Below are 19,661 nucleotides of genomic sequence, written 5' to 3' on the forward strand. Positions count from 1 at the left end.
GGGAGAGCCTCGATAGGGTCGGATACCCGCGTTCGACAGGGGGTATCCACGATCATGAAGCTGGGTCTGCCCGACACCACCGCCGCGTGCCTGTTCGACCTGGACGGCGTCCTGACCAGCACCGCGGTGCTGCACCGCCGCGCCTGGCGGCAGGTCTTCGACGAGTTCCTCGCCCCGAAAGGGCAGCCACCGTTCACCGAGGAGGACTACGTCCGCTTCGTCGACGGCCGCCCGCGCTACGACGGCGTCCGCACGTTCCTCGCCGCCCGGGACATCACGCTCCCCGAAGGCTCTCCCGACGACCCGCCGGACGCGCAGACCGTGCAGGGCGTCGGCAACCGCAAGAACGACCTGATCGACGCGATCATCCGCACCGAAGGCGTCACGCCGTACCCCGGCACCGTGGCCTACCTCGACGCCGTGCGCGCACAGGGTCTGCGCATCGGCGTGGTCACGTCCTCCGCCAACGCCGGCAAGGTCCTCGAAGCCGCCGGCCTGACCGCCTACGTCGAGGCGCTCGTCGACGGCAACACCATCGCGAGCGGGAACCTGCGCGGCAAACCCGCGCCCGACTCGTTCCTCACCGGCGCCGGGCTGCTCGACACGCCGGTCGACCGGGCCGCCGTCTTCGAGGACGCGCTCGCGGGCGTGGAAGCGGGTCGGGCCGGGAAGTTCGGCTACGTCGTCGGCGTCGACCGCGCGGGCCAGGCCGAGGCGTTGCGCCGCAGCGGCGCGGACGTCGTCGTCACGGACCTGGCGGACCTCCTGTGACCGGCTACCTGGTGGACCCGTGGACGTTGCGCTGGGACGGCCTCTCGATCGCCGACCTGCGCCGCACCGAGTCCACGTTCGCGTTGTCCAACGGGCACATCGGCCTGCGCGGCACCCTCGACGAGGGCGAACCGCGCGGCCTGCCGGGCACCTACCTCAACGGGTTCTTCGAGCGGCACGCCCTGCCCTACGGCGAATCCGGCTACGGCTACCCCGAGGAGGGCCAGACGATCGTCAACGTCACCGACGGCAAGGTCATCCGCCTGCTGGTCGAGGACGAACCGCTGGACATGCGCTACGGCCGCGCGGTCGAGCACCACCGCGAACTGGACTTCCGCACGGGCACGCTGCGCCGGTTCACCGAGTGGGAGTCCCCGACCGGACGCCGGGTGCGGGTGCGCAGCGAACGCCTGGTGTCGTTCACGCAGCGCGCGGTCGCCGCGATCCACTACGAGGTCGAGCCGCTCGACGACGTGCAACTGGTCGTGCAGTCCGACCTGCTGGCCAACGAGCCGATCGAGCACGAGGTCGGCGACCCGCGCGTGGCCGCCGCGCTGGACGCGCCGCTGATCGGGGACTTCTCGGCGGCGTCGGAGGCCAAGGCCGTGCTCGTGCACCACGCCCGCAACTCGGGTCTGCGCGTGGCCGCGGCGATGGACCACGAGATCGAGGTGACCGACAACCTGCGCGCCGGCATGGAGTCGAACGGCGACCTGGCCCGGTACACGGTCGCCGCCGACGTGGGCGCGGGCGGGCGGTTCACGCTCACCAAGTACCTGGGCTACGGGTGGTCGGCGCAGCGGTCCGTGCCCGCGTTGCGCGCGCAGGTCGAGGCGGCCGTCGCGGGCGCGCGGCAGACCCGGTTCGCCGGGCTGGTCGACGAGCAGCGCCGGTTCCTCGACGACTTCTGGGCGGCGGCCGACGTCACCGTCGACGGCGACCCGGAGTTGCAGCAGGCCGTGCGGTTCGCGCTGTTCCACCTGCTCCAGGCCGGTGCGCGCGGCGAGTCGCGGGCGATCGCGGGCAAAGGTCTGACCGGGCCGGGCTACGACGGGCACGCGTTCTGGGACACGGAGATCTTCGTGCTGCCCGTGCTGACCTACACCGTGCCGGACGCCGCGCGGGACGCCCTGCGCTGGCGACACTCCACAGTGGACAAAGCCGTCGAGCGGGCCGGGGTGCTCGGGCAGCGGGGTGCCGCGTTCCCGTGGCGGTCGATCGACGGCGCCGAGTGCTCGGCGTACTGGCCCGCCGGCACGGCCGCGTTCCACGTGTCCGGCGACATCGCGTACGCCGTCGCGCAGTACGTGGCCGCGACCGACGACCGGGAGTTCGAGGCCGACCACGGCACGGAACTGCTCGTCCAGACCGCACGGCTGTGGGCGTCGCTGGGCCACCACGACCAGCACGGCGGGTTCCGGATCGACGGCGTCACCGGCCCGGACGAGTACTCGGCCGTGATGGACAACAACACCTACACCAACCTGATCGCGCAGCGGAACCTGGAGAGCGCCGCACAGGCCTGTGAACGCCATCCCGAGGTCGCCGGACGACTGGGCGTGTCCGGCGCCGAGATCTCGGCGTGGCGGGCCGCCGCGAACCGGATGGTCGTGCCGTTCGACCGCCTGCTCGGCGTGCACGAGCAGGCCGAGGGGTTCACGTCGCACGCGGAGTGGGACTTCGCGGGCACCTCGCCCGACGACTACCCGTTGCTGCTCAACCGACCGTACTTCGACCTGTACCGCAAGCAGGTCGTGAAGCAGGCCGACCTGGTGCTGGCGATGCAACTGCGCGGCGACGCGTTCACGCCCGAGCAGAAAGCCGCGAACTTCGCCTACTACGAAGCGCGCACGGTCCGCGACTCCTCGTTGTCGGCGGGTACGCAGGCCGTGCTCGCCGCCGAGGTCGGGTTGGCGCAGCTCGCGTACGACTACGTGTCCGAGGCCGCGTTCACAGATCTGCACGACCTGCACCACAACGTCCACAACGGCCTGCACATGGCGTCGTTGGCGGGCGCGTGGACCGGGATCGTGGCCGGGTTCGGCGGTCTGCGCGACCACAGCGGAGTGGAGTTCGCGCCCCGGTTGCCGCCGGGGCTGGACGGGTTGTCCTTCCGGCTCACCTACCGGGGCACCCGGTTCCGGGTGCGGGTGGCGGCGGACTCGGCGACGTACGAGGTGCTGTCGGGGCCGGCGTTGGAGACCAGCCACCACGGCGAACCGCTACGCGTGGAACCGGGCGTGCCGGTGACCCGGTCCATCCCGGACCCACCCGCGCCGCCGGTGGTCTCGCAGCCGACGCACCGCGTGCCGCGTCGGCGGGTGCCCGGCGGGTGATCCCGTTGTGGTGCGGGACGTTTCGGGCGTGATCGTTCACCGCCCGAGAGGTCGACCGCGGGGAGGAGAGTGCCCGGCTGGAACCCTTGGGGGGAGTAGGGCTCCAGCCGGGTCTTGAGGCGGCCTAGGGGGGCGGTGGCCGCCTACGGCCTCATCGTGCCACGGAGTACCACCGTTACGGACGCGGTAAACGTATTTGTCGCGCGAGTTTCCGATCAGCCCCCGACGTGGATCGCGGGACGGCGCGCGGGATCGGCCTCGCACTTGCGCAGGATCTCGCGCACGAGCGGCGCGGTATCGCCCTGACCGAGGATCAGGTATCGGAAGAGGTGGGCCAGCGGATTGCCCTCCGACCACTCGAAGTAGCAGCGCGGCCGGACGCCGGTCGCGTCGCGCAGGGCCAGCAGGATCGCCGCGAGCGCGTTCGGCACGGCCGGGCTCTCCACCCGCAATACGCGGTGATCGTCCACTTCGATCGCGCGCACCCGCAGTACGTCGGAGAAGTCCGACGGGTCGACCACCTCGACCTCCAGGAACAGCACGGCGGCACGGCCGGGCACGGGGTTGAGGCCGCGTTGGGTCGCCTCCTTGTGCCGGTACTCGGCGTCGTCGCCGGCCTGGCGCTTGTTGGCGATGATGTTGAGCGTGCCGTCGTGCGCCAGCGACTCGGTGACGAACCGGCGGGCCAGTTCGGTGAACTCGATGCGGTCCGCGCGCAGCTCCGTCGTGCGGGACACCCGTGACACCAGGGAGATCACGACGATGCCGAGGACGAAGGCGCCCGAGATCGCGATGCCGTCGGGCTTCTCGCGGACGTTCTCCCCCAGCGCGTACAGCAGGACCAGGGTGAGCACGGTGAACCCGACGCCGGACGCGTGGCGGCGCCGCCGCCACGCGGAGATCGTGACGGCGACCGAGGCCGAGACCATCATCGCGAGGATTCCGGTGGCGTAGGCGCCGGCCTGCGCGTTGACGTCGGCGTGGAACGCGAAGGTCAGCACGACGCAGATCGCGGTGTACACCAGGACGACCGGGCGGACCGCGCGTCCCCACTCCGGCGCCATGCCGTAGCCGGGCAGGTAGCGGGGCACGATGTTGATCAGGCCGGCCATCGCCGAGGCGCCCGCGAACCACAGGATCAGCACGCTGCCGATGTCGTACGCGGTACCGAAGACCTCGCCGAGGTGGCGGTGGGCGAGGTAGGCGAGCGCGCGCCCGTTGGCCTCGCCGCCCTCCTGGAAGGCCTCCTCCGGGATGAGGACCGTGGTGATGAAGCTCGTCGCGACCAGGTACACGGACATGATCAGCGCGGCGGTCGTGAGCAGCTTGCGGGTGTTGCGGACGCGGTGCTCCAGGCGTTCGGCCGGGTCGGCGCCGTCGGCCTTGATCAGCGGCATCATGCTGACGCCGGTCTCGAAGCCGGACAGGCCCAGGACCAGCAGCGGGAACGCGAGCACGGCCGGGCCGACGACGTCGCCGCGGCCGAGGCGGTCGGTCCAGTCCGCCGTCAGTTCGGGGTGCGTAACGAGTTCGACGACGCCGGCGCCCACGACGACGGCGTTGAGCAGCAGGAAGAGGGCGACCAGCGGGATGGCGACCAGGACGGCCTCGCTGAAGCCGAGCAGGAACACGCCGCCCAGGACGAGCAGCAGGACGACGGTGATCGCGACCGCCTTGCCGTGCAGGAACTCCGGGAGATAGGGGTTCTCCAGCAGGTGGACCGTGGCGTCGGCGGAGGAGAGCGTGATCGTGACGATCCACGACGTGGCCACGAACCCGAGCAGGACCAGCACGAACAGCTTGCCGCGCCAGAACGACAGCAGGTTCTCCAGCATGGCGACCGACCCCTGGCCGTCGGGGCTTTCGCGGGCGACCCGGCGGTACATCGGCAGCATGCCCAGCAGCGTCAGGACGACGATGAGCAGCGTCGCGAGCGGGGACAGGGCGCCGGCGGCCAGGGCGGCGATGCCGGGCAGGTAGGAGAGCGTGGAGAAGTAGTCGACGCCGGTGAGGCACAGGATCTGCCACCACGGTTTCGGGTTGTGGTGCCGGTCGGCCTCGGGACCGGCGGGCGCGACCCGGTGGGCCAGCAGCCACCGCCCCAGCCGGGATCCGGGTGTCACCGGACGAACCGGACTGTCCACCTCGGCGGGGATCGCGTACTCGGGCATCGGGGTCCGCCTTTCGTCCGGGCGACAGCATGCCTGCGTGTCCGCCGCTGTGCGGGATTACCGACCGGTGTGTAACCCACACAGGTGAGATGAGCGGCAACTTCGGGACGGTCCGGTCAATATGCCCGGTTGTGAGCGCTACACCGATCTTCGACGAGCTGGCGGCCATGTACCTCGCCGAGATGCCCGACAGCCGGGAGCGGCTCGCGGCCATGGCAGCCGGCCTGCCCCTCCCCTCCATACCCCTCCCCTCCCCGCCCATCCCCGAACCCGTGCCCTCGTCCGCTCCCTGACCTCGCCGACGCGCCATCCCACTTCTCGCACGCCGTCCGAATTTGCTTTCGCACCCACACCCGCGCGAGTCCTCCACTCGGACACCCCGAGTTACGCGTTCGGACACCCCGAAATACGCACTCGGACAGCGCGAGCCCGCAGGTGACCGGTGTCCGAGCGCGTGTTTCAGGGTGCCCGAGTGCGTATTTCAGGGTGCCTGAGTGGAGGACTCGCGGGGAGCGTGGTGGGACGGTGATCTTGACAGCGGCGAAGAGGGGCGGGTAGGACGGGGGCCATTCGGTGTACGGGGCGCCTTACCCGAAGGGTGGACCGGCATGCGCTGGCGCGCGGTGCTCGTCGTGTCGTTGACGGTGGTCGTGGGGGCCTGTGGAGGTGGCGGACCGGAACCCGCGCCCGACACCGGACCGAAGACGGTGATCGGCTGGTGGGACGGCCTCGGCGGCACGCCCGAGGTCTCGGCCGCGGTCGACGCGGTGATCAAGCGGTACGAGGACGAGCACCGGACCGTCGACGTGGAGCGGAAGGTCTTCGCCGCCGACGAGTTCGAGCAGGCCGTCGACCAGGCCGCGGCAAGCGGGTCGCTGCCCGACGTCCTGGTCCTCGACCACCTCGACCTGCCACACCGGCAAGCCGCGCTCGCCGACGTCACCGACGGCTTCGGCAAGCTGCCGTTCAAGGACACCCTGGTCGACTCGGCACGCGACGCCGTCACCGTCGCCGGCCGGGTCCGCGCCGTCCCCTTCCGCCTGGGCACCGTCGGCCTGGTCGTCAACCGGGATCTCGTGCCCACCGTCCCCACGACCTGGGACGAGGTGCGCGACAAGGCCCGTCAGGCCGCGACCACCGGCAAGCACGGCCTGTGCTTCGCCGGTACCGAGGCGGCCTCGACCTACCTTCCCCTGCTGTGGCGGGACAACGGCGACCTGCGCGACGCCGACGCGTCGGCCACCGCACTGTCCTATTTGGACGACCTGGTGACGACGGGCGCCGCGCCGAAGGACCTGGCCGGTTGGAGCCGCGCCGACCTGGAACGCGAGTTCGGCGCCGGCCGGTGCGCCATGATGATCGACGGCCCGTGGTCGGTCCCGGTGCTCAACCAGACCGGCATGACGTGGCAGTCCGGACCGTTGCCGCAGGACAGCCCGTCACCGCTGGTCGGCGAGGTCGCGGCGGTCTCGGACCGGTCCGCGCACCGCGACGTCGCGTGGGCGCTGCTGGCGTGGATCTCCGGCACCCGCGACAACATCACGCAGCTCGGCGGCGTGCTCGGCGCACTCCCCTACCAGCGCGACATGATCGAGGACTTCGCCTGGCAGTGGGACCCCAACGCGCTGGGCTTCTCCCGGCAGATGCCGCACACCAGGGCCGGTACCCGCTACAGCGACACGTTCCGCGACGTCACCGACATCCTGTCCGCGACCGCGCGCCAGGTGCTGACCGGCGAGGCCGAACCCGCGGGGGCCGCCGCGCAGGCGGTCGGCGCCATCACGCCCCACCTGCGCTGATCCGGGCGGACGGCGGACGGCCCGAGTGCCGTTCCGCCGTCCCGCATGCCCGGTGGTCGGGAAACGCCACCGCTAGACGGCGACCGCCTCCAGGTGCGCGGGCACCCGCCGGCGGATCGGCGTGGCGGCGTCGGTCCGGCGGTAGTCGCCGGAGGTCATCGTGCCGTCCGGGTGGAACCGCAGTTTGGGGCCGTCGCCGAGCGCGATCGACTCGAAGATCGCACGGTCCGCCGCGGTGGTCGGGTTCCAGAACATGTGCGCGCCGTGCGTCACGCCCATGCGCAGGTTGACCATCGTGGTGATGGCGTGCCGGTAGCGCCGTTCACCGAGAACGGTCCCACCGGAGGTGTGGATGTCGAAGATGTCGTGGTCGCCGGTGAGCGGCTGGAGTCTGCCACGCGCGTCGTAGCCGTGGACCACGCCGTCGACGACGTGGTACTCGTCCCGGCGTGCCAGCAGGTCCATCTTGTCGCGCAGCGTCGCGAACTCCGCGCGCCGCTGCTCGTACCTGCGTAACAAGCTCTGGTCGCGGGTGTGTGGCCGCAGCGGCCGGAAGTAGCCGACCAGTCCGCGCTGCCGGGGTGTCGCGCCCAGGTGCAGGTCCGGCTCGTCGATCGTCTTCGCCTTCACCGCCTCGGGCTTGGGCAGCGCGCCGGCCTTGAGCCAGGCCACCGAGTGCGGGTTCGTCGACCGCACGTCGATGACGATGTCCTGCGTGGCGGCCACGTACTGGAACTTGCGGGCGTGTTCGGTCGGCATGCCGAAGACGGTTTCGACCGAAGCCAAGGGGAAGAGGTGCACGGGTATTAAGGTCCGCCCGAAATGGACGTGCACCAGACCTCGGGGTTGGGTTAACTCGCCGTCGTGACCCCTGATTCACTGGTGGGCCTGCTCGCGGACACCTCCCGGCTGCGTGTCGTGGCCGCGCTCGCCCTCGGTTCGCGGACCGTCGGACAGGTCGTCGACGCGACCGGTTTGGACGACCGGAGCACCGCGAATGCCCTGCGCAGACTGGAATCCGCCGGACTCGTGACGCGCGCGGACGGGGCGTTACGACTGCGCGCGGAGCTGTTCGCGGAGGCCGTGCGGACCGACCGCACGAACCGAGACCCGTTCGTGAACGGTCAAAAGCTGATCGCGCTCCCGGCGCGTCGCGAACGCCGTCGCGAGGTACTCGAACAGGTGTGCGCTTCCTTCGAACCGGGCCGCCGGTATCCGGAACGCGACGTCGACGCCGTGCTGCGCGAGTGGTGCGACGGCGGCGGGATCGACCACGTGACTGTGCGCCGGTACCTCGTGGACGAGGGCCTGCTGTCACGGGCGGACGGCCAGTACTGGCGATCCGGCGGCCCCGTCGAGGTGTGAACGGGGCCGCCGGGATCCTCACTCGCGACCGAACCCGTTGAACGTGTCGGGGTCGAAGCCGATCCGCTCGCCGGTCTCCAGACCGGCGATCCGGTCGAGGTCCTCGGCGTCCAGCTCGAAGTCGAAGACGGCGAAGTTCTCGGCGATGCGACTGGGCGTGACCGACTTGGGGATCACCACGTTGCCGAGCTGGAGGTGCCAGCGCAGCACGACCTGGGCGGGCGTGCGGCCGTGCTTGGCCGCGATCGAGGCGATCGCGTCCTCGCCGAGCAGGGCGCCCTGCGCGAGCGGGCTCCACGCCTCGGTCACGATGCCCAGCTCGGCGTGCACGGCCCGCAGCCCGGCCTGCGACAGGCGCGGGTGCAGCTCGACCTGGTTCACCGCCGGCACGACGCCGGTCGCGTCCACGATCCGGCGCAGGTGGTCGGGCTGGAAGTTGGACACGCCCACGGCCCGGACCCGGCCGCTCTCGCGCAGCTCGACCAGCGCCTTCCAGCTCTCGACGTACAGGTCCTTGCCCGGCGCGGGCCAGTGGATCAGGTAGAGGTCGAGCCGGTCCAGGCCCAGCCGCTCCAGGCTCGCGTCGAACGCGCGCAGCGTCGCGTCGCGGCCGAGGTCGTCGACCCACAGCTTGGTGGTCACGAACAGCTCGTCGCGGGCGACTCCCGACTCGGCGAGCGTGCGACCGACGGCCTCCTCGTTGAAGTACGCGGCGGCCGTGTCGATGCTGCGGTACCCGACCCGCAGTGCCTCGCCGAGGGCGGCCTGGGTGTCCTCAGAGGACACCTGGAAGACGCCGAAGCCCAGGCTGGGCATCTCGACGCCGTTGTTCAAGGTGACGGTGGTGGCCATGGCCACATCATGCCTTGTCAACGCCGTCCACGGGCTGGACGGCGTTGACTCACAGCGACCGATCCTGGTCGTCTTGTACCGTGAGCGCACCCGGAGACGTGACGAGCGTGGACGTGACGGTCGTCATCCGCCTGAGCGCACCGTCCGGCCAGGTCGTGGACACCGCCTCGAAACTCGCGGAGGCGCTGCGGTCCGCCCTCGACGTCCCCGACACCGAGGTCGTCGTCGACCTGCCGCTCAGGCGGATCGACCCCCCGCTGCGGGTCATGGTCGACTCGCGCCGCGTGCTGCACCGCGGCGTCCCGGTCGAGCTGACCCGCCTGGAGTTCGACCTGCTGCACCACCTGTGCGCCCACCCGCGCCAGGTGCACCGCCGGACCTCGCTGATGACCAGCGTGTGGGGCACCACCAGTTTCGTCGACACGCGAACCGTCGACGTGCACGTGCGGCGCATCCGGCGCAAGCTCGGCGACGCCGCGTCGCTGATCACGACCGTGCGCGGGGTCGGGTACCGAGTGGACGACCCGTTCTCCGTGGTCGTCGAGCACGACGCCCTGGCGGTGTAGCGACTCCCGTTAACAGTCCACTGTGGATGGTCAGTCGCGGCGGTCCCACCGGAAGTACCGGTGTGCCGCGACCATCGCAGCGGCCGTCCACACCGCCATGACCAGCACGGACATGGCGGTCCGGTCCGTCGGCCCCGCCCACGCGGCGCGCGCGGCCTCGAACAGCCCGCTGCCCGGCAGCAGCAGCGCGCGCTGGTCGTCGGGTGCCGCGCCCGCCCAGATCACGCCCGCGAGCAGCGCCGCGAAGAACGGCAGCGTGGTCGTCTGCGCCAGTTCGGGAGTCGCGGTCACGCCGCTGGTCGCGACACCGGCCGCCGCGCTCATCGCCGCGCCCAGCACGAGTGCGATCAGCAGGAAGTGCGGGTTCGCGGGCATGGGCGCACCCAACGCGAAGCTGACTCCCAGCAGCACCACGGCCTGCACGCACCCCAGCACGACCGTGGGACCCACGATCCCGGCCAGCACGGTCCGGTCGGCCGCGACCGTGCGCAGTCGCTTGAGGTAGAGGTCCTGACGCCGCGCGACCAGCGCCGTCGCCGTCGACACGTACACGCCCAGCCCCAGCGTGAAGGCGAGCTGGAAGGCCGCGACCATCACCCAGGACGACGCGTCGCCGCCCATCGACATCGCGAAGAACACGCCCATGGCCGCCGGCATCGCCAGGGCCGTCAGCGCGGCGGTCCGGTTGCGCAGCAGCAGCTTCAGCTCGACACGACCCAGTTCGGCGATCACGCCGCCTCCTTCGTCCGGTGGAAGACGTCCGCCAGCGACGCGTGCGTGGCCACGAGGCGGCTCAGCCGGTGTCCCTCGCGGTCCGCCCACGCCAGCAGCACGCCCAGGTCGTCCTGGAGTTCACGGGTGCGCACCTCGACCCGTCCCGACGGCTCGTGCACCACGTCGCCGGCGAGCATCGGCAGCGCCTCCACGCCCAGCCGGCCCGGCATGTCGAACACGATCCGCGCGGGCTGGGCGGCGAGCACGTCCACGAGCGTGCCCGACACCGCGACCGCGCCCCGGTCCATGATCGCCAGCCGGTGGGCCAGCGACTCGGCCTCCTCCAGGTAGTGCGTCGTCAGCACCACGGTCGTGCCCTCGGCGAGCAGCCCGCGCACGACGTCCCACGTCCGGCGCCGCGACTCGGGGTCGAGGCCCGTGGTCGGCTCGTCCAGGAACAGCAGTTCGGGCCGGCCCAGCAGGGCCAGCACCAGGTCGAGCCGCCGCCGTTCGCCGCCGGAGAGCTGCTTGATCCGCACGTCGCGCCGATGGGCGAGGTCGAGCCGGTCGAGCGCGTCCCCGGCGTCGCGGCTCCACAGCCGCACCATCTCGGCCACCGTCAGGTCGGCCGGGAAGCCGCTCTCCTGGAGCATGATCCCGGCCCGTGCCCGGATGGTGTCGCGGTCGGCGAACGGATCGACGCCGAGCACGCGGACCGTGCCCGCGCTCGGTGCCCGCAGGCCCTCCAGCGTTTCCATGGTCGTCGTCTTGCCGGCGCCGTTCGTGCCGAGCAACGCGAACAGCTCCCCCTCGGCGACCTCGAGGTCGATCCCCCGGACTGCCTCGAAGTCGCCGTAGCGGCACCTCAGGCCCGTCACCTCGATCACGTTTCGCATGCGTTCGATGGTCTGTCACGCGGACGGTCGAGCGGCAGTGCCGGCGCACACCACCGCCCGTGACAGATGTCAGCAGACAGCGGGTACATCCGCCTCGTAGATTCGACCGGTGGGATCGGGGACCGTCGGTGTGCGGCGTATGACCTGGGGCATGGTCGTCGGTGCCCCCGTGCTGGTCGGTGTGGTGTCCGCGATCGACCTGCTCACCGGGCGCTACGGCCCGGTGATGACGGCGGTGCTGACCGTCGTGCTGCTGGTCGTGTTCGGCCAGTACCTGCGCTACACGCCGCACGTGATGCGCGGGATGGACCACCGGGTCGGCCCGGACCTCGAACACGTGGCGACCTTCGCGGTGGCGGTGCTGGGATGGGCGCTGGTCGTCCGCGTCCAGCCGATCTCGGCGGTGTGGTCCGTGCTGCCCGCGCTGGTCGTGTCGTACGTCGTGACGGTGCGTCCGGGCTGGTCACGGTGGCTGCTGGTGTTCGGCGGCACGGCGATCGTCGTCGCCGCCGGTGGTGTGCTGGGCCGGCCGAGCCTGTTCGACGGCGTGCTGATGCCCGGCCTGTCGATGCTCGTGTACACCGGGTCGTTGCTGACCCAGCTGTGGTTCTGGGACGTCGTGCTGCGGCTGGAGAAGGCCCGCGAGACCGAGCGGGCGCTGGCCGTGGCCGAGGAACGCCTGCGGTTCGCCGCCGACCTGCACGACATCCAGGGACACCACCTCCAGGCCATCGCCCTGAAGGCCGAACTCGCCGAACGCCTCGCCGGGCGCGACGACGAGCAGGCGCGGCGGCACGCCCGTGATGCCGCCGACCTGGCCCGCACGGCGTTGCGTGAGACGCGTGACGTGGTGCAGGGCTACCGCCGGGCCAGTCTGGGCACGGAGATCACGAACGCGGTGGGCGTGCTGCGTGCGGCGGGCATCGACGCCGAGGTGACCGGCGACGCCGCCGCCGTGCCGCCGCCGTTGCAGCCGCTGTTCGGCGCCCTGGTCCGCGAGGGGACGACGAACGTGCTGCGGCACAGCCGGGCCCGCCGCTGCCGGCTGGAGATCGTCGTGGTCGACGGGCGGGTGGACGTGCGGCTGGGCAACGACGGCGCGGGTGCGCCGGGTGAGCCGGGTGCGGGCATCGCGGGTCTGCGCGAACGCTTCGCGGCGGTCGGCGGTCGCATCGAGGTGGAGGCCGACGGCGAGGACTTCACGCTGATCGGCCAGGCGGGGGTGTCCCGGTGAACGACCGGCGGGACCGGACGGGCATGCCCGGCAGCTGCGGACACGGGCCGCTCCCTACCCGACCGACACCCGGGAACGGCGTCCCCGGCAGGACGGGATCGCGCGTCGACGGCGACCCGCTCGCGTCGCCCGACACCGCCCGGGGCAGTGGCCCGACCGGCGGCGCACCCCACACGTCCGGGCCGGTCGCGATGGCTGCCGGTGTTCGACGGCGTGCCGATGCCCGGCGTACGGTCCGCCTCGCGAAAGTGCGGCGACCGCACCTCGATCCTCGCGCCGAGGTGGCCCGGTGATCAGGGTGGTGCTGGCCGACGACGAGGACCTGATCCGGGGCGCCCTGGCGGCGCTGCTGGACCTGGAGGACGACATCCGGGTGGTCGAGCAGGTCGGCGACGGCGAAGCCGCCGTCGAGGCCGTGCGCCGGCACCGGCCCGACATCGCCGTCTTCGACCTGGAGATGCCCCGTCGCGACGGGGTCCTCGCGGCCGAGGCCGTGCGCGACCTGGACGGCGTGGCCGTGGTGATCGTGACCCGCCACGCGCGGCCGGGTGTGCTGCGGCGGGCGCTGAGCGCGGGCGTGCGCGGGTTCGTGCCCAAGACCACGCCCGCCGCGCAGCTCGCGTCCATCCTGCGCGACGTGCACGCCGGACGCCGGTACGTGGACTCCGAGATCGCCGCCGCCGCGCTGACCGAGGGCGCGTGCCCGTTGACCGCGCGCGAACTCGACGTACTGCGCCACGCCCTGCACGGCGGCACGGTCGCGGTCATCGCGCGGGAGACGCATCTCGCGCCCGGCACCGTGCGCAACTACCTGTCGTCGGCCATGACCAAGCTGCACGCCGGCACCCGCTACGAGGCCGCGCGCCTGGCGTGGGAGGAGGGCTGGATCTGACCGCATGCCCGCGCCGCACGCGGGTAACCCGGGCTCGACACCGTCCACGGAAGGAGGGCGTGATGCCCGGACGTCAGGAACTGCCGAGCACGGTCGCCCGCTCGTCGAAGAAGGCCCAGCGGACCTGGATCAAGGCGCACGACTCGGCCGTCGAGAGCTACGGCGAGGGCGAAAGGTCCCACCGCACCGCCTTTTCGGCGCTCAAGCACTCGTTCGAGAAGGTCGGCGACCACTGGGAAGCCAAGGACCACAAAGGATCGTCCGAGAAGCAGGCCGCCCGCCACGCTCCCCGAACCGGGCGCACGCACGGCGGCGTGGACGCCAACGCGACCAAACAGCACCTCTACGACGTGGCCAAGCGGCTGGCCGTGCCGGGTCGGTCCACGATGACCAAGAAGGAACTCGTCGAGGCCATCGACAAGGCCAACAGGCGCGAGACCGCGCAACGCGCCGGTTCGAGTCGGTGAGCAGCCGGGAGAAGGCCCTGGAACGACGGCCTTCACCACAGGACCACCGGGGTGCGCGCACAGGTCGGGTGCGGCGCTGTTCGGCTACACCAAGCTGTACGGGCGGGTCGTGGACGACATCCGCTCGTCGACGACCCACCCTGCGCTGCCGGCCTAGGCGCCCACGGGCACAAGAGGGACGGCGCCGTAAAGGTGCTCCTCAAGCCCTAGAGCGGATCGAGGCGCCTCTTGAGCAGGCAGAACTCGTTGCCCTCCGGGTCGACCAGGACGTGCCACGGCTCCTCGCCGGTCTGCCCGATGTCGGCCGGGCGCGCGCCGAGCGCGAGCAGGCGTTCGAGTTCGGCGTCCTGGTCGCGGTCGGTGGCGTTGACGTCGATGTGCAGGCGGGACTTGCCCGGCTCGGGCTCGTCACGGCGGCTCAGGAACAGCGTCGGCTGCGCACCGCCGAACCCCTCGCGCGGACCGATCTCCACGGAGCCGTCGTCCTCGCGGCCGAGGACGACGAAGTCCAGGACCTCGCACCAGAACCGCGCCAGCACCTCGGGCTCGCGGCAGCCGAGTACGAGTTCACTGATGCGACATGCCATGGAAATCCCGCCCTCGGAGTAGAAGCGCGACCGTACCGGAAGACCGCGGCACGGTCGCTAGTCCACCTGCTCGGGCTCGTCCTCGAAATCGGTCTGGCCGCGTTCCCGCAGCGGCATGACGAACCACAGGCTGCCGAACACCACCGCGGCACCGATGCCGACGGCGGTGGACTGCCAACCGCCGAAGGTGATCTCGGCGAGCAGCAGCAACGTGCCGACCATGGCCAGCGCGAGGAACACCAGACCCGCCACGGCGAACCGGTTCGCCACCTCGATGATGTCCTCGCGCCGCCCCTGCCGGAACAGGATGCGGTGCCACGCGGCGGGTGCGGTGAGCAACGCGACCGCCCCGGCGGCGAGCAACACGGTGCACAGGTGGGTGACCCGGATGTACGTGTCGGTCCGCGCGTAGCGATCCGTGAACGCGATCGAGAGCAGGAAGCCGAACAGGATCTGCACTCCACCCTGGGCAACCCGCAGCTCCTGCAACAACTCGCTGAAGTTCCGCGCCAGCCGACGCTGGTGGGTCTCCTCCGCTCTGTTCACCCGGACGAGGTACCCGTCACACCTTCCGGTCAACCACGCGGATCGCATCCAGGTCGCGGTCGGGTCGGGCAGGAACATGCCCGCCTCGTGGCCGGTGCGCGGGTAGTCGACGACCGCCTCGGTGATCACCTCGCCGGGCAGCGCGGCCGGCACGCCGGGCGGGTACGGGCTGATGGTCTTCGCGCACACCCGGCCCACGGACTGGCGCAGCCGCACGTGTTCGGCCTGGGCGATGAACGCGTCCCGGGGCCGCATGGCCTGCTCCAGTTCGAGTTCACCGGGCTCGGGCAGGTCGACCGGCCTGGTCCGGGGCAGCGTGTCGACATGGCGGGCGAGGTCCTCGACGGCGGTCACCAGCCGATCCACATGCCCAGCACGCGGGCGTCCACGCGGTCGCTCCGCGGGTGGTAGACGGAACCCTGCTCCAGGCCGGCGCACATCTTGTGCACGCTGGTGACGCACAGGTCCGCGCCCGCGTCTCCCCGGCCCTGGCCAGGACCTGCCCGCTCATGGACCGGCCGTCGAGCCCGTTCATCAGGATCACGTCGGACCGGACCACGTCGCGGCCGAGCACGTCGAGCACCCGCGGGTCGACGCCGCGGCCCTGCTTGTGGCCGGGTGGGACGAACGGGACGTGCCCGCGCGCGTAATCCTCGGCGAGGGCGTCCAGCACGGGCGCGACCGAGTGGTCCATGGCTCTCGTGTGCCACGTCGCGCCTTCGTCAAACCGGTCCGTTCGCGTGAAATCCCTCGACAGTCCACTGAGGACAGTCCACGAAGAATCGGATCCGGATGTGTCAACGGATGCGACACGGGTACACGAAGAGGGAATGAAGTCGACCACCGAGGAGAGAGTCACTGTGACGACGATCGAGAAGTCCGCAGACGTCGAGGTCCCGGTCACGACCGCGTACAACCAGTGGACGCAGTTCGAGACCTTCCCCAGCTTCATGGAGGGCGTCGAGCGCATCACCCAGGTGGACGACAAGCGCACGCACTGGGTCACCAAGATCGGCGGCGTCGCCCGGGAGTTCGACGCCGAGATCACCGAGCAGCACGCCGACGAGCGGGTCGCCTGGCACACCGTCGACGGCCCGCGGCAGGCCGGTGTCGTGACGTTCCACCGGATCGACGACCGCACCACGCGGGTCCACCTGCAGATGGAGTACGCCCCCGAGACCCTGACCGAGAAGGCCGGTGCCGCGCTCGGCATCGTCGAGCACCGCGTCAAGGGAGATCTCAAGCGCTTCAAGGAGTTCATCGAGAACCGTCCGAACGAGACCGGTTCGTGGCGCGGTGACGTGAACCGGCCGCCGCAGGCCGGCGACATCCGCTGACCGGACAGGCGAAAGGGGCGGCTCCCGATCGGGAGCCGCCCCTTTCCGTACGTTCACACCTCGACGACAGCGGGCTCCACGGCGTACACCGAGTACGCGGACCGGATGATCGGCTGGGCCACGTTGCGCACCCGCACACCGCCGGGCGTCATGCCGTGCTCCACGCCGAAGTGCGCGTGACCGTGCACGGCCAACTGCACGCCGGTCGCGTCGATCGCCTCGCCGAGCAGGTAGGAACCCAGGAACGGGTAGATCTCCGGCGGTTCGCCGCGCAGCGTGTCCGGTACGGGCGCGTAGTGGGTCAACGCCACCTTCACGTCCACACGCAACTCCCCCAACGCCTCACGCAGGCGTTCGGCGATTCCGGCCGTGTGGCCGATGAAATCCTTCATCTCGCGTTCGCCGAAAGCGCTCCCGCACTTGCCCGCGAACCCACCGCCGAACCCCTTCACGCCCGCGACGCCGAGCGTGCCGCCGGGCAGGTCGAAGACGGCCGACCCGCCCTCCAGCACGGTGAGTCCCGAGTCGCGCAGGACGGCCGCCACCTCCTCGGGCCGGTCGTCGTGGTGGTCGTGGTTGCCCAGCACGGCCACGACGGGCACGGCCAGGTCGGCGAACTCGTCGGCCGCGACCCGCGCCTCGTCGACCGTGCCGTGCCGGGTCAGGTCGCCGGCGAGCAGCAGCACGTCGGCGTGCTCGCCGATCCGGTCGAGCGCGGGGCGCAGGCGGCCCCGCGCGTCCTCACCCAGGTGCACGTCCCCGACGGCGGCGATGCGGATCATCGGATCTCCTCCTGCCCGACGGGCTCGCCCACCGGCACCACGCGTACGTCGTCGAGCACGGTGACCCCGGGCGCGGCCTCGTGGACGACGGCCTCCAGGTCGGCCCGGCGGTCGGCGCAGGCCACGTCGCCCGAGAGCAGGACGTGGTCGCCGCGGACGGTGACGCGCACACCGAGTTCGGCCGTGCGCGGGTCTTCGGCCAGCGCACGCCGCAGACGTGCGGACAGGTACTGCTCGGCGGTCATGACACGCTCCTCACCGGGACGACGGGCGCGATCAGGTCGAGGCGTTCGACCAGCAGCAGGAAGGCCTCCGCGAACGGCGACGCGGACGTGGCGCGGCGGACGCGGTCCCAGTCGATCTGCTCGCGCAGCGCGCGGGCGAACGGCAGCAGTTCGCTGAAGTCGCAGCGGTGGCCGTCGAGCACGAGGAGCTTGCTGATCAGCACCTCGGTCGCGGGCATGACCGGGAGCGTCACGGAGCCGACCGCGAGTTCCTCGGCGAGGCCGAGGATGTCGTCGGTCACCCGGATCTCGTTCGGACGGTGGAGCAGATCCACCAGCGAGTCGCCGTCGTACACCTTCAGCAGCCAGTCCTCGGGCGCCTCGGCGGCCGTCATGCCGGTGGCGACGAGCGCGGACTGGGCCGCTTTCGCGTCCTCCTCGCGCACGAGGATGTCGACGTCGTGCTCCGTGGCCGGTCCCCCTCTCGCGTAGACCGCGCAGCCGCCGGTCAGCGCGAACGGGATTCCCTCCCGGCGCAACGCCGTGGCCACTTTCACCAGGGATCGCAGCAATTGGTCCTGGACACCGCTCATGTTCGTGATTACCCGACGGTTCGGGCGTTCACACCGCGTTCGCCGGGTATGCCCGTTCGCATGACGACACCGAAGCCCGGCCACCGGGCGACAGACCACAGAGGACACCGGACGGCCGTGCGCGGATCGGCCGGCACGCCCCGCCTGACCCCGCCGGCTCCCCGGCAGCCGGCGCCTTCCCGACCGGCCGCGGCGAAGCCGGTGCCCGAGCCGCCGTACGGCCACGTCCCCGACCTGGACACGTCGGTGGACCCCGATCCCGTCCGCACGCCGGGCCTGGAGCCGGGCGGCGGCGTGGCCCCGGGCGACACACCGCCCGAATCGGGACAGACGTCGGGCCTGTCGCACCGCGAGCGGACACCGGCCCGACGACTCCAGACCGCGGCGATCATCATCCTGTTCGTGATCGTGCTGCTGAGCCTGGCGTTCCTGGTCTCCCAGGTCATGGGGTGGACCACGCTGGTCTGACCTCACCCCTTGTCGAGCGGCGGGCTCCCCTTGTGCGCAGCCTGGACACCCATGGCCTTCACCAGGGCCCTGAGGGTGCTCCGGGCGTCGTGACGCGGCTTCCAGCCGAGGTCGCGGGCCTTGGTCGTGTCGAGGACCGGCGTGGTCAGGGCCAGGTCGAGCCAGCCCGGCGGGCTCGGGTGCAGCCGCAGCCGCCACGTGAGGCCGACCAGGAACCGCAGGACCGACGGCGACAGCGGGACGCGCCGGCCACCCAGCGCCGCCGCGAGGTCACGGGGCGTGAGCACCGGCTCGGCCGCGAGGTTGACCGCACCGCCGATGCGTTCGCGCACCAGCAGGGCCAGGGCGTCGGCCACGTCGTCGGCGTGCACGAACTGGAGCACCAGGTTGTCCGGCAACGGCACGAGCGGTACCCGCGTACGGAACAGCCACGTGGGCACCAGCGGACCCAGGAAGTAGTCCCGCAGCTCCGAAGCCGCCTCGGGTTGCAGGATCAGGCCCGGCCGGACCCGGCTGACGACGAGATCGGGGTGGTCGCGTTCGAGGCCGTCGAGAATCCGCTCGACCGCGGCCTTGTGGCGGCTGTACGCGGAGGTCCGGACGCCGTCCGTCGGCCAGGTCTCGTCCTTGGGCCGGTCCTTCACCGCCGGTGAGTACGCGCCGACCGAGGACAGGTGCACCAGGTGGCGGACGCCCGCCGCGACGGCCGCGTGGAACACCCGGTCGCTGCCCGCCACGTTGGTGCGGAACAGCGCGGTCTCGTCGCGTCCCGGCTGGATCTTCCAGGCCAGGTGCACGACGGCGTCCGCGTCCGCGAACACCCCGGACAGCACCTCCTCCGCGCCCTCGCGGGCGAGGTCGACCGGGGTCCAGTCGACGCCGGCGTACGGCTCCACGGGGTCGGGGCGGCGTCGGGACACGCCGTGCACCCGCACGTCCGGTCCGGCCGCGAGGCGGCGCAGCAGAGCGGTCCCCACGTTGCCGGTCGCGCCGGTCACGACGATCCTCATGCGCCCGGGGTACCCGCTCGCGGCCGGGGCAAGCGACGGCCGAACGGAGCA

General features: G+C 71.6%; 22 protein-coding genes. 11 read left to right on the forward strand and 11 right to left on the reverse strand.

Features of this window, described 5'->3' with window-relative positions:
• The first annotated feature begins 54 nt into the window (after positions 1 to 54).
• Both F4559_RS21925 and F4559_RS21930 read left to right on the forward strand, forming a co-directional pair.
• Positions 55 to 771, forward strand: a complete 717-nt coding sequence (locus F4559_RS21925; protein WP_184671495.1) for an HAD family hydrolase — start codon at positions 55 to 57, stop codon at positions 769 to 771.
• A complete protein-coding gene (locus F4559_RS21930; RefSeq protein WP_184671498.1) occupies positions 768 to 3,107 on the forward strand; it encodes a glycoside hydrolase family 65 protein in 2,340 nt (779 codons plus the stop codon). Before F4559_RS21925 ends, F4559_RS21930 begins: the two co-directional genes overlap by 4 nt.
• 215 nt (positions 3,108 to 3,322) lie before the next feature.
• Here the strand turns inward: F4559_RS21930 and F4559_RS21935 are convergent, their stop codons facing one another.
• Positions 3,323 to 5,278, reverse strand: a complete 1,956-nt coding sequence (locus F4559_RS21935; RefSeq protein ID WP_184671500.1) for an APC family permease — start codon at positions 5,276 to 5,278, stop codon at positions 3,323 to 3,325.
• 131 nt (positions 5,279 to 5,409) lie between these two features.
• On the opposite strand from F4559_RS21935, the gene F4559_RS21940 reads away from it, so the two are divergent.
• Together F4559_RS21940 and F4559_RS21945 are read left to right on the forward strand one after the other, a co-directional pair.
• Positions 5,410 to 5,571 (forward strand): hypothetical protein, encoded by a 162-nt coding sequence (locus tag F4559_RS21940; protein ID WP_184671502.1) that lies wholly within the window; start codon positions 5,410 to 5,412, stop codon positions 5,569 to 5,571.
• A gap of 315 nt (positions 5,572 to 5,886) precedes the next feature.
• The gene (locus F4559_RS21945; protein ID WP_184671504.1) at positions 5,887 to 7,077 is read left to right on the forward strand and encodes an ABC transporter substrate-binding protein; all 1,191 of its coding nucleotides are present in this window, start codon (positions 5,887 to 5,889) and stop codon (positions 7,075 to 7,077) included.
• A 72-nt stretch (positions 7,078 to 7,149) separates the two neighbouring features.
• Here the strand turns inward: F4559_RS21945 and F4559_RS21950 are convergent, their stop codons facing one another.
• Entirely contained in the window at positions 7,150 to 7,836 is a 687-nt protein-coding gene (locus tag F4559_RS21950; RefSeq protein ID WP_184671506.1) for a hypothetical protein, read from the reverse strand.
• Between the two features lie 105 nt (positions 7,837 to 7,941).
• Between F4559_RS21950 and F4559_RS21955 the strand changes: the two genes are divergently transcribed.
• Positions 7,942 to 8,442 (forward strand): DUF2087 domain-containing protein, encoded by a 501-nt coding sequence (locus tag F4559_RS21955; protein ID WP_184671508.1) that lies wholly within the window; start codon positions 7,942 to 7,944, stop codon positions 8,440 to 8,442.
• Positions 8,443 to 8,460: 18 nt separating this feature from the next.
• Here the strand turns inward: F4559_RS21955 and F4559_RS21960 are convergent, their stop codons facing one another.
• Positions 8,461 to 9,294: an aldo/keto reductase gene (locus F4559_RS21960; RefSeq protein ID WP_184671510.1), complete on the reverse strand. Its 834-nt coding sequence runs from the start codon at positions 9,292 to 9,294 to the stop codon at positions 8,461 to 8,463.
• A gap of 80 nt (positions 9,295 to 9,374) precedes the next feature.
• Between F4559_RS21960 and F4559_RS35385 the strand changes: the two genes are divergently transcribed.
• On the forward strand, positions 9,375 to 9,860 hold the full coding sequence (locus F4559_RS35385; protein ID WP_184671512.1) for a winged helix-turn-helix domain-containing protein: 486 nt from the start codon (positions 9,375 to 9,377) through the stop codon (positions 9,858 to 9,860).
• Positions 9,861 to 9,890: 30 nt separating this feature from the next.
• On the opposite strand, the gene F4559_RS21970 is transcribed toward F4559_RS35385, so the two are convergent.
• Together F4559_RS21970 and F4559_RS21975 are read right to left on the reverse strand one after the other, a co-directional pair.
• Complete coding sequence (locus tag F4559_RS21970; protein ID WP_184671514.1) at positions 9,891 to 10,592, reverse strand: ABC transporter permease; 702 nt, start codon at positions 10,590 to 10,592, stop codon at positions 9,891 to 9,893.
• Positions 10,589 to 11,470 (reverse strand): ABC transporter ATP-binding protein, encoded by an 882-nt coding sequence (locus tag F4559_RS21975; protein WP_184671516.1) that lies wholly within the window; start codon positions 11,468 to 11,470, stop codon positions 10,589 to 10,591. Before F4559_RS21975 ends, F4559_RS21970 begins: the two co-directional genes overlap by 4 nt.
• A 109-nt stretch (positions 11,471 to 11,579) precedes the next feature.
• Between F4559_RS21975 and F4559_RS36495 the strand changes: the two genes are divergently transcribed.
• The 3 genes from F4559_RS36495 to F4559_RS21990 all read left to right on the forward strand — a co-directional run bounded on the left by F4559_RS36495 (position 11,580) and on the right by F4559_RS21990 (position 14,063).
• A complete protein-coding gene (locus tag F4559_RS36495; RefSeq protein WP_184671518.1) occupies positions 11,580 to 12,704 on the forward strand; it encodes a sensor histidine kinase in 1,125 nt (374 codons plus the stop codon).
• A gap of 289 nt (positions 12,705 to 12,993) precedes the next feature.
• Positions 12,994 to 13,596 carry a response regulator transcription factor gene (locus tag F4559_RS21985; protein WP_184671520.1) on the forward strand — a complete coding sequence of 201 codons (603 nt, stop codon included), beginning with the start codon at positions 12,994 to 12,996 and terminating at the stop codon, positions 13,594 to 13,596.
• Positions 13,597 to 13,658: 62 nt separating this feature from the next.
• Positions 13,659 to 14,063: a ChaB family protein gene (locus F4559_RS21990; RefSeq protein ID WP_184671522.1), complete on the forward strand. Its 405-nt coding sequence runs from the start codon at positions 13,659 to 13,661 to the stop codon at positions 14,061 to 14,063.
• A gap of 206 nt (positions 14,064 to 14,269) precedes the next feature.
• On the opposite strand, the gene F4559_RS21995 is transcribed toward F4559_RS21990, so the two are convergent.
• A complete protein-coding gene (locus tag F4559_RS21995) occupies positions 14,270 to 14,650 on the reverse strand; it encodes a VOC family protein (protein ID WP_184671524.1) in 381 nt (126 codons plus the stop codon).
• Between the two features lie 57 nt (positions 14,651 to 14,707).
• Positions 14,708 to 15,550 carry a DUF6328 family protein gene (locus tag F4559_RS36500; protein ID WP_312865761.1) on the reverse strand — a complete coding sequence of 281 codons (843 nt, stop codon included), beginning with the start codon at positions 15,548 to 15,550 and terminating at the stop codon, positions 14,708 to 14,710.
• 506 nt (positions 15,551 to 16,056) lie between these two features.
• On the opposite strand from F4559_RS36500, the gene F4559_RS22010 reads away from it, so the two are divergent.
• Complete coding sequence (locus tag F4559_RS22010; RefSeq protein WP_184671528.1) at positions 16,057 to 16,533, forward strand: SRPBCC family protein; 477 nt, start codon at positions 16,057 to 16,059, stop codon at positions 16,531 to 16,533.
• A gap of 53 nt (positions 16,534 to 16,586) precedes the next feature.
• Here F4559_RS22010 and F4559_RS22015 read toward each other — a convergent pair whose 3' ends face one another.
• From F4559_RS22015 to F4559_RS22025, 3 genes are read right to left on the reverse strand one after another with little or no spacing between them, the layout of a single operon-like run.
• A complete protein-coding gene (locus F4559_RS22015) occupies positions 16,587 to 17,315 on the reverse strand; it encodes a metallophosphoesterase family protein (RefSeq protein WP_184671530.1) in 729 nt (242 codons plus the stop codon).
• Positions 17,312 to 17,560 carry a BON domain-containing protein gene (locus tag F4559_RS22020; RefSeq protein WP_184671532.1) on the reverse strand — a complete coding sequence of 83 codons (249 nt, stop codon included), beginning with the start codon at positions 17,558 to 17,560 and terminating at the stop codon, positions 17,312 to 17,314. The genes F4559_RS22015 and F4559_RS22020 overlap by 4 nt, the downstream gene beginning before the upstream one ends.
• Positions 17,557 to 18,132 (reverse strand): nucleotidyltransferase, encoded by a 576-nt coding sequence (locus F4559_RS22025; protein WP_184671534.1) that lies wholly within the window; start codon positions 18,130 to 18,132, stop codon positions 17,557 to 17,559. Before F4559_RS22025 ends, F4559_RS22020 begins: the two co-directional genes overlap by 4 nt.
• Positions 18,133 to 18,366: 234 nt before the next feature.
• Here F4559_RS22025 and F4559_RS36810 point away from each other — a divergent pair, with 234 nt between their 5' ends.
• Entirely contained in the window at positions 18,367 to 18,600 is a 234-nt protein-coding gene (locus tag F4559_RS36810; RefSeq protein ID WP_184676092.1) for a DUF6480 family protein, read from the forward strand.
• 2 nt (positions 18,601 to 18,602) lie between these two features.
• Here F4559_RS36810 and F4559_RS22035 read toward each other — a convergent pair whose 3' ends face one another.
• Positions 18,603 to 19,610, reverse strand: a complete 1,008-nt coding sequence (locus F4559_RS22035) for an NAD-dependent epimerase/dehydratase family protein (RefSeq protein ID WP_184671536.1) — start codon at positions 19,608 to 19,610, stop codon at positions 18,603 to 18,605.
• Positions 19,611 to 19,661 lie beyond the last annotated feature (51 nt).

This window comes from Saccharothrix violaceirubra (assembly GCF_014203755.1).
Classification (GTDB): Bacteria; Actinomycetota; Actinomycetes; order Mycobacteriales; family Pseudonocardiaceae; genus Actinosynnema; species Actinosynnema violaceirubrum.